The following is a 9023-nucleotide window of genomic DNA, read 5'->3' as shown; positions in this document are numbered from 1 at the left end:
GGCTGCTGCAACGGGTGCGGGGGCAGGAGCCGCTGCAGGAGTAGGTGCCGGAGCAGCGGCCGGGGCGGGAGCGGCAGCGGCGGCTGGTGCGCTGGGAGCCTTGGCCTGGGCCTCGGCGATCTCAGCCTCGGTCTCCACCACGAGGCCAATGGTTTCACCAACGGGGGCCGTGCTGCCGGCGGGCATCAACACCGCTGCGAGGTAGCCCTCGTTGAAGGACTCCACGTCCATGTCGGCCTTGTCCGACTCGACGACCAGGACGGACTCACCGCGGCCGACCTTGTCACCTGGCTTCTTCAGCCATTCCACGATCTTGCCCTCCGTCATGGTGGAGGAGAGGGCGGGCATAAAGATTTCGTGGGTGGCCAACGGAGGTCTGCCGCTCAATTGAGGCGGATTTTACGCGGCTCAGCGGCAGGGACCTCCGGAGTGGCGACTCAGAGGGCTCCCTCGATCGACTCGATCACCCCATCGCGCACAACCACAGCCACCTGGAGCTTCTCCACGAGGTTGTCGCCCACCTTGACGTCGGTGAAGCTGTCGAGCTGGCCCTGCTCAACGATCTGCTCCATCTCCAGGTCGCGGACCTGGCGCTGCTGCTCGAGCAGCTGACGCTTCTGCTCCTCAAGCTCGGCACGCTTGGCCGCCACCTGCTCCTGCACGGAACCCACCTGCTCCTGGACGCGGGGATCCAGGGGGTTGGCGCTCTGGCTGCGGATCGCCTCCACCAGCTGCTGGCCTTCCTGCTCGAGCTGCCCCAGCTGGGCGTCGCTATTGGCGATGGCCGCGCTGATCTCGCGCTCGGCGTCCTCCTTCCAACGGGGGGTCACCACCGCGCGAACGGTGATGGAGCGCTTCACGGAGAGAGAACCGTCGGCCATGGAAGGGGGTTTCGCGGCGCTCAGCCTGTCAGGGGCAAGCGAGGCCGACAACGCCCGGCTCGGGCGGGTTCCCGGCCCTAGCGCCCGTAGATCGCCTCAATCGCTTGGGCATCGCGATCGACGATGCGATCGCGCTTTTGCTTGAGGGTTTGGGTGAGCAAGCCGTTGTCGATGCTGAAGGCCTCCACCAGGGCCACCCCCGCCAGCCGTTCATCCGGGCGGGCGCCCACCCGGGACTGCAGGCGGCGATTCAGGCGGCTGGTCAGGGCCTTGAGCAGCGCCGGATCGGCGGCCGACATCCCCTGCTCGGCCGCGAAGGCCTCCAGGTTCTCCAGCTTCGGCACCACCAAGGCGCCCAGGGCCTTGCGGTCCTGCCCCACCAGCATCACCTGCTCCACCAGGGAGCAGGCCACCAGGCACTCCTCCAGGGGGCCCGGCTCGATGTTCTCGCCGCTGCTCAGGACGATCGTGTCCTTGGCGCGGCCGGTCAAAACCAAGGTCCCATCCGCCAGGAGATGGCCCAGGTCACCGGTGTCAAACCAGCCCTCGGCATCGAGCACCTTGGCGGTGGCCTCTGGCTTGCCCAGGTAGCCGCCCATCACCTGGGCGCCCTTGGCCAAGACCTTGCCCCGCTCGCCGATGGCCAAAACCGCCCCGCTCTCGGGATCGGTGATCTTGATGGAGGTGCCCGCAAGCGGTTGGCCGGAACTGCCACGGCGGTTGTTCCAGCGGCGACGGCAGGTCAAGACCGGGCTGGTTTCGGTCAGGCCGTAGCCCACCAGCAGCTCAATACCGATGGCCTCAAAGAAACCATCGACGTGGATCGCCAAGGCACCGCCACCGCTGATGGCCGTGCGCAGGCGCCCTCCGATCAGCTGAGCGCGGACCTTTGGCCAGAACAACTGCTCGGCCACCCCATGCAGGGGCCAACTCAGCAGCGCCCCGGCGGCGGCGGCCAGACGGCGGCGCTTGCGCTCAGGGATCAAGGTGCGATCCGCGGCCACCCGCCTCGAGAGGCAGTGGAATCGGCTGACCTTCAGGGCCGAGCGCAGCAGCTTGGCGCGGCTCGCCGGCATGGCGCTGAGGGCATCCTCAAAGCCACTGAGCAGGGCTTCCCAGAGCCGAGGAACACTGATCAGGTAGTGGGGGCGAACCCGCTGCAAATCCGGACGCAGATGCTTGAGCGTCGTGTAGGTCTGCTGGCAGCCGCAGGAGAGCAGGAAGTACTCCGCGCTGCGCTCATAAGCGTGCCAGATCGGCAGAACGCTCAGGACCCGATCGCCCGGGCGCGGCGCCACCGCCACACCGAGGCTGCGCAGCTGCTGCAGCAAGTTGGCGTGGCTCAGGGGAACGCCCTTCGGCCGGCCCGTGGTGCCCGAGGTGTAGAGCACGGTGGCCAGGCGCTCCTCTCCTCCTTCAGGCCAGGCAGGAGTGGGGCTGCTCGCCCCCTTGGCCATCAGCTCATCCCAGGTGAAGCAAGGGACCACCGGCACCACCGAACCGCGGTCCCCCTGCAGCAGCACCACAAAGCGCAGCTGCCCGAGGAGCTCACTGCTGAGCTTCAAACGCTGCAGCAGCTCTGCGGACTCCAGCACCAGCGCCACCGCGCCGCAGTCGCCCGCGATGTAGCGCAGCTCATCCACGGGGGCCGCGCTGCCGCGAACCGCATCCGCAGCCCCCAGACGCATCAGACCCTGGTCCGCCACCAGCCAGCGGGGGCAGTTTTCCGAGAACAACCCCACCACCTCCCCCGGCCGGACCCCGAGGGCCGCAAACCCTGCCGCAGCCTGCTCGATCTGTTGATGCAGGGTGCGGAAGCTCAGCTGCTCCGGTGGCTTGGCATGGGGAGCCTCCAGGGCAGGCGCATCGCCGTGGCGTTCAGCCAGCTGCCCCCAGAGCTGCTCAAGGCCGCGGAGTGCACTCCAGTCGTGCCTCTCGGCCAAGGCGCGCTGATCTTGGCGGCTGCCAGTCCAGCTGATCTCGGCGAGCGGCATGGGGGATATCAGTCGGTTGGCCCCGGTCTTACCACCCCTGGAGCTGCTCCTGCAGGGTTGGGGCTCGCAACTGCAAACCAAAGCGACGCGCGAAGGTCGCCAGCAGCCGCGGCCGCAGCGCCGCCGCCGAGAGCTCCGGCCGCCAATCCACCAGCCGCCCGACCTCACGGTTCGCAATCCCACAGGGCACGACTTCGGCAAAACCGGCGAGGTCCGCCTCCACGTTCAAGGCTAAGCCGTGCTGGCTGATCCAGCGGCGGGCACCGACCCCAATGGCGGCCAGCTTGCGGCCCTCCAGCCAAACCCCCGTGAGCCCCTCCAGGCGGCCGGCCTCCAAGCCCAGCTCCGCCAACAGATCGATCACCACCCCTTCCAACTCCCGCAGATAGAGGTGCAGATCAGCGCCATGGCGCTGCAGGTTGAGCACGGGATACAGCACCAACTGCCCTGGGCAGTGGTGGGTCACCTCACCGCCACGGTCGATCCGAAACAGCGGCGCGGGGGGATCGGCTGGATCAAAGCCCAGAAACCCGGGGTCAGCCCCGCGACCGAGGGTGTAACAGGGCTCATGCTCCAGCAGCAGCACTGCCTCCGGCCCATCGGGGTCCTCCAGCAGACGGCGTTGCAACTGCTGCTGCCAATCCCAGGCCAGCGCGAAGGGAACGCAGCCGGTGGGCTCGAAACAGATTGCGTCGCGGGTGGGCGAGGCCGTGGTTGAACTCACTGACCGTTCCTAGCGTTTAAGCGGGTCCACCGCCGAGGAGGCAAGGGATGAAGCTCGTGATTCATGGCCGCAATCTGGAGGTCACTCCAGCCATCCGCGAGTACACCGAAGAGAAGCTCAAGCGCGCGACCAGTCATTTCGACGGGATGGTGAAAGAGGCGGACGTGCATCTCTCGGTGGCCCGCAATCCCCGGGTTCCGCAACAGACCGCCGAGGTGACGGTCTTCGCCAACGGCACCGTCATCCGCGCCCAGGAACGCAGCGAAAACCTCTACGCCAGCATCGATCTGGTGGCCGGGAAATTGACGCGGCAGCTGCGCCGCTACAAGGACCGCCACGGCGACCACCACCACAGCCATGGCCACCACGCCAGCGAGACCCCCAGCGTGGTGGAGATGGCCGGCGATGACAGCGTCAGCGGATCTCTGCTGGACGGCAAGGAAGCCGGTCTGCCCAGCCGCGGGGTGCGCCGCAAGTACTTCTCGATGCCGGCGATGAGCCTCGAGGAGGCCCTGCATCAACTGGAGTTGATCGACCACGACTTCTATCTCTTCCGCGACGCCGGCAGCGATGAGCTGCAGGTGGTCTACCGCCGCAACCATGGAGGATTTGGCGTCATCCAGGCCAAGGACTGAACGCAACTGTGCGCGACCTGCCCGATCTCGCTCCCCTGATCGATCACGCCCTGTTGGATCCCCACCAGGGCCAGGAGGCCATCCTCCGCTGCTGCGATGAGGCCAAACACTTCGGCTTTGCCGGGGTCTGCCTGGCCTCCCGCTGGCTGGATCTCGCCCGGGAGCGGCTCGGTCCAAGCGGCGGGCGGGGCCCGAAGTTGATCAGTGTGATCGGCTTCCCCTTCGGCGCGATTCCCGCCGAGATCAAGCGCCAAGAGGCCGAATGGGCCGCGGCCGCCGGTGCCGATGAACTCGATGTGGTGCCGGACTTCGGGTCCCTGGCCGACGGCAACAGCAGTCAGTTCTGCGAGGACCTTGCCCCGATCGCCGAATTGGGGCTGCCCTTCAAGGTGATCCTGGAGGTGGGACGGCTGTCGCCAGAGGTTCTGGAGTGGGCCGTCGAGGCCAGCATCGATGTCGGTGCCAGCATGCTCAAGACCGGCAGCGGCTTTGGCCCGGCGGCCAGCCTTGAGCAGGTCAAACAGTTGCGGCAACTGGCCCGTGGCCGGGCCGCGATCAAAGCCTCCGGTGGCATCAGCGGACTCGAGCAGGCCTACGGCCTCGTCGAAGCCGGGGCCAGCCGGCTGGGGACCAGCCGAGGGGTGGCCCTGATGGAGGCCCTGCGGGCCAAGTCAGCGTGAGCCCAGAGCAGCGGCTTGAGGGGCTGGTGCTGCGCAGCAGTCCCCTGGGGGAAAGCGACCGTCTGATCACGCTCCTTAGCAATGAGGAGGGCCTGATCCGACTGGCGGCCCCCGGCGCCCGCAAGCCCAAGAGTTCCCTGCCGCCGCTGTGCCCCTGGCGGTCCTCAGCCTGCAGGTGGGGGGCCGCAGCGGCCTGAAGCGCGTGCGCCAACTGCGGGTGCTGCGCAACTTCTCCCACCTGGCGGAGCGGCTCGAGACCCTGGCCGCCGCCCAGGGATTGGCCGAGGTAGCTCTGCTGCTGGTGCCCAGTGGCGATGCGATCGAGGGTCTACTAGAGGACCTGCTGGTGCAGCTCGCCCGCCTGGAGTTGGTGGTCAAGGAGAAGCAAGACAGCCTGGAAGCCCTGGCCATCAGTGTTCAGGGCCTCACCCACCTGTTGGCCCTGGGGGGCTACGCCCTGCCCCTGGCGGAGTGCTGCCGCAGCGGGGAGCCCCTGGATCCGCCCCTGGGGAATTGGGACTGGCGCTGCAGCCTGCTGCCCAGTGAGGGCTTCGTGATCGGCGCCGTGCCCGGCGCCCAGATGGTGCTGAACGCCTCCGAGCTGGCCCTGTTGCAGCGGCTGCTGCGGCCGGCGTTGCCGCGCAAGCGCGATGGAACGCTGATGGGACCGGAGTCGGTCTGGCTCCGGTTGCTGCAACTGCTGGAGCTCTGGTGCCGAGAACACCTCAACCGCAGCGCCCGGTCCTGGCGAATGCTGAGGCAGTGCTTCGACGATGGGGCATCATCGGTAGCCGGGAGGTCCTGAAGAACGTGAGCGAAGACCCGCGGTCTCCAGGTGACAACACAGGGCTCCAGGGGGTTTTGGCCCTGCCCGAATTCCGCAAGCTCTGGCTTGGGCAGATCTTCAGCCAGCTGGCGGACAAGTTCTACATCGTGTTGATGGTGTTCCTCATCGCCCAGTACTGGGCGGGAGCGACACCACCCGAGGGCGGTGCGCTGGTGGAGGCCGCCGGGGCGTTCAACCTCAGCATCGAGGGCCGGGCCCAGTGGATCACCCTGCTGGCCACTGGGATCTATGTGGCCAATACCATCCCAGCGATGGTCCTGGGTTTGGTGGCTGGGGTCTGGGCCGATCGCTGGCGCAAGCGCGAAGTGATGGTGGCCAGCAATGGCATCCGTGCCGGCCTGGCCCTGCTCACTCCCCTCTGCCTGCTGGATGGCCCCCATTGGCTGGGGCTGAGCTGGGGCTACTGGGCCCTGCTGGTCATCACCTTTTTGGAGTCGGTGCTGACCCAGTTTTTTGCACCGGCGGAGCAAGCCGCGATCCCGATGCTGGTGCCCACGCGCCAGCTACTGGCGGCCAACTCGCTGTATCAGGCCACGAGCATGGCCGCCACCATCGTGGGCTTTGCCCTGGGTGATCCGATCCTGCGGGGTCTGAAATATGGCCTGTGGGCCCTGGGCATCGCCAACGGCGAATTCGCCCTATTGCCCCTTTGCTACGGCCTGGCTGCCCTGTCGATCGCTTGGATTCGCGTCGAGGAAACCCCCCAGCGCAGCCATGACGAGAACATCTGGCGCGAGATCTCCGAAGGCCTGGAGGTGCTTAAGCAGCGTCCAACCGTCCGCAGCGCGATGCTCCAGCTGGTGCTGCTCTACAGCCTTCTGGCGGCGCTTTATGTCTTAGCGATCAGCCTGGCCTCCGCCATCCGTCAGCTGGGACCCACCCAATTCGGAACCCTGCTGGCCATGAGTGGCATCGGCCTCGCCCTGGGGGCCGTCGCTGTCGCCCAGATCGGCCATCGCTTCAACCGCCGCCGTCTGGCCTCCGCGGGCCTGGGAACGATCGCCTGGAGCCTGGTGCTGCTCGGCCAACTGCGCGGCAGCCTCGGCTTCACCCTCGCCCTCTGCACGGTGCTCGGTGTGGGGGCCGCCCTGCTGGCCATCCCCGCCCAAACCACCATCCAAGAGGACACCCCGGAATCGATGCGGGGCAAGGTCTTTGGCCTGCAGAACAACCTGATCAACATCGCCTTGAGCCTGCCGCTGGTGCTCGCCGGCGCAATCGTCAGCCGCTACGGGCTACTCCCGGTCCTCTGGGTCTTGGCGGGGCTGGCGGTGGCCGCTGCGCTGCTCGAGCAGCCGTGGAAACGCTGCTAGTTTCGGCACTTGGTCGAGTAGCCGCTGCGTGGCCCACATCGCCTGGTTGGGCAAGAAGTCACCCTTCTGCGGCAACGTCACCTACGGCCTGACCACCACCGAGGCCCTACGGGATCGGGGCCACGAGATCAGCTTTATCCACTTCGACAGTCCAGGAACGGCGAGCCCGGACGTGGCCCTGCCCTATCTGGTCAAGTCGCAGGTTTACACGATTCCCTCGCCAGGAGCCCAGCGGGAACTGCGGGAGTCGCTGGAGCGGCTGAAACCGGATCTGGTGCACGCCAGCTTGACCCTCTCCCCCCTGGATTTCCGACTGCCGGATCTCTGCCAGCAGCTGGGCCTGCCGCTGGTCGCGACCTTCCACCCCCCTTTGACGCAAGCCTGCGCAACCTGAGCGCCGGCACCCAGCAGCTGACCTATCAGCTCTACGCCCCATCCCTGGCCAAGTACGACCGGGTGGTGGTCTTCTCGGAACTGCAGGCGGATGTGTTGATGCGACTCGGGGTCCCCAGGGATCGCCTGGCGGTGATCCCCAACGGGGTCGACCCCCAGCGCTGGAGTCCCAGCAACCCAACCGCACCCTCAGAACGGCTGCAGGAGCTGCGCCAACGCTTCAGTGGCCAGCGGGTCTTTCTCTACATGGGGCGAATCGCCACGGAGAAGAACGTCGAAGCACTGCTGCGGGCCTGGAAGTTGGTCCAGCCCAGCGGCTGCAAGCTCGTGGTGGTGGGCGATGGTCCGATGCGCCAATCGCTGATGCAGAACTACGGCGAGGACGCCGGCATCCTCTGGTGGGGCCATGAACCGGAGCAGGCCGTGCGGCTGGCGCTCCTGCAGCTGGCGGAGGTCTTTCTCCTTCCCTCCCTGGTGGAGGGGCTCTCCCTGGCACTCCTGGAGGCCATGGCCAGTGGCACCGCCTGTGTCGCCACCGATGCCGGGGCCGATGGGGAGGTGCTCGAGGGCGGGGCCGGCATCGTCATCAGCACCCAAGGGGTCACCACCCAACTGCGCACCCTGCTGCCGGTGCTGCGGGACCAGCCCGTCCTTAGTGCAGAACTGGGCCGGCGTGCCCGCCAGCGGGCGCTGGAGCGCTACACCCTCACCCGCAACATCGACCAGCTGGAGCGGCTCTACGGCGAGCTCAGCCCGGCGGCGCAGGCAGTGGCCTAGGCCAGCTCGGCGCAGCAGGCGGCAAAAGCCAAGGTGGGGTCCTCAGCCTTGGTGATCGGGCGGCCGATCACCAGCTGGGAGGCTCCAGCGGCGATGGCCTCAGCGGGACCCAGCACCCGGGCCTGATCGCCCGCGGCGCTGCCCTTCGGGCGAATCCCCGGGGTCACCAGCGCGAAGGGTTCTGGGTGCTGGGCCCGCAGGCTGGCGGCCTCCAGCGGAGAACAGACGCAACCGCCAATTCCCGCCCCTGCGGCCAGAGCCGCCAAGGCCGGAACCCGTTCAGCGATCTCCTGACGGATGGCCAATTCCCGGTGCAGCCGCTGCTCCTCCCAACTGGTCAGCACCGTCACCGCCAGCAGGGTCGGAGCGGCCAGTCCAGCGACTTGGGCGCCCTCAGCAGCGGCGGCCTGGGCCGCCTGCAGGGCTTCACTACCGGCGCAAGCATGGACCGTGATCAGCTCCGCACCCAGGCCAGCCGCCCGCCGGCAGGCACCGGCCATGGTGGCGGGGATGTCGTGGAACTTCAGGTCGAGGAAGACCCGCAGGCCCTGCTCCCGCAACTGGGCTACCACCTCAGGGCCCGCCTGAACAAAGAGCTCCAGGCCGACCTTGACCCAGCGCAGGCCCTCGACCCCGCGGCTGAAGGCCAGGGCCTGATCCGGGGCCATGCCATCGAGGGCAACGATGATCCGGTCAGCGGCAGGCCTGGTCACGGGGAGGCAGCTCTCGATGGAGATCTCAGGCTACGAATTGTCCTGGCGCGTTCTCCAGGAGCGCCC

Annotated in this window: 8 protein-coding genes and 2 pseudogenes; 5 read left to right on the top strand and 5 right to left on the bottom strand. The window is 67.7% G+C overall.

From position 1 onward, the window contains the following. The 4 genes from CB0205_RS0106080 to lipB all read right to left on the bottom strand — a co-directional run. Positions 1-369, bottom strand: a 369-nt coding sequence (locus tag CB0205_RS0106080; RefSeq protein WP_010315479.1) for a biotin/lipoyl-containing protein, incomplete at its 3' end; no start/stop codon positions are given. Positions 370-437: 68 nt separating this feature from the next. Next, the gene (locus tag CB0205_RS0106075) at positions 438-881 is read right to left on the bottom strand and encodes a YlqD family protein (RefSeq protein WP_010315477.1); all 444 of its coding nucleotides are present in this window, start codon (positions 879-881) and stop codon (positions 438-440) included. A 77-nt stretch (positions 882-958) separates the two neighbouring features. After that, entirely contained in the window at positions 959-2875 is a 1917-nt protein-coding gene (locus tag CB0205_RS0106070; RefSeq protein WP_010315475.1) for an AMP-binding protein, read from the bottom strand. 28 nt (positions 2876-2903) lie between these two features. Next, the gene (gene lipB / locus CB0205_RS14325) at positions 2904-3599 is read right to left on the bottom strand and encodes a lipoyl(octanoyl) transferase LipB (protein ID WP_010315474.1); all 696 of its coding nucleotides are present in this window, start codon (positions 3597-3599) and stop codon (positions 2904-2906) included. A 47-nt stretch (positions 3600-3646) separates the two neighbouring features. On the opposite strand from lipB, the gene hpf reads away from it, so the two are divergent. From hpf to CB0205_RS14315, 5 genes and pseudogenes are all read left to right on the top strand, one after another. Next, positions 3647-4234, top strand: a complete 588-nt coding sequence (gene hpf / locus CB0205_RS0106060) for a ribosome hibernation-promoting factor, HPF/YfiA family (RefSeq protein ID WP_010315472.1) — start codon at positions 3647-3649, stop codon at positions 4232-4234. An 8-nt stretch (positions 4235-4242) separates the two neighbouring features. Then, positions 4243-4914: a deoxyribose-phosphate aldolase gene (gene deoC, locus CB0205_RS0106055; protein WP_010315469.1), complete on the top strand. Its 672-nt coding sequence runs from the start codon at positions 4243-4245 to the stop codon at positions 4912-4914. Next, a pseudogene (gene recO, locus CB0205_RS14320) lies at positions 4911-5719 on the top strand (DNA repair protein RecO). The gene deoC and the pseudogene recO overlap by 4 nt, the downstream one beginning before the upstream one ends. A gap of 5 nt (positions 5720-5724) precedes the next feature. Continuing rightward, the gene (locus CB0205_RS0106045; protein ID WP_029626159.1) at positions 5725-7074 is read left to right on the top strand and encodes an MFS transporter; all 1350 of its coding nucleotides are present in this window, start codon (positions 5725-5727) and stop codon (positions 7072-7074) included. Positions 7075-7102: 28 nt separating this feature from the next. Then, positions 7103-8244, top strand: a pseudogene (locus CB0205_RS14315) (glycosyltransferase family 4 protein). On the opposite strand, the gene pyrF reads toward CB0205_RS14315, so the two are convergent. Then, positions 8241-8957 (bottom strand): orotidine-5'-phosphate decarboxylase, encoded by a 717-nt coding sequence (gene pyrF, locus CB0205_RS0106035; protein WP_010315460.1) that lies wholly within the window; start codon positions 8955-8957, stop codon positions 8241-8243. The pseudogene CB0205_RS14315 and the gene pyrF sit on opposite strands and share 4 nt — an antisense overlap. Positions 8958-9023: the final 66 nt, after the last annotated feature.

It is taken from the genome of Synechococcus sp. CB0205 (genome assembly GCF_000179255.1).
Classification (GTDB): Bacteria; Cyanobacteriota; Cyanobacteriia; order PCC-6307; family Cyanobiaceae; genus Vulcanococcus.
This window is presented reverse-complemented; position numbering and strand designations above follow the sequence as displayed.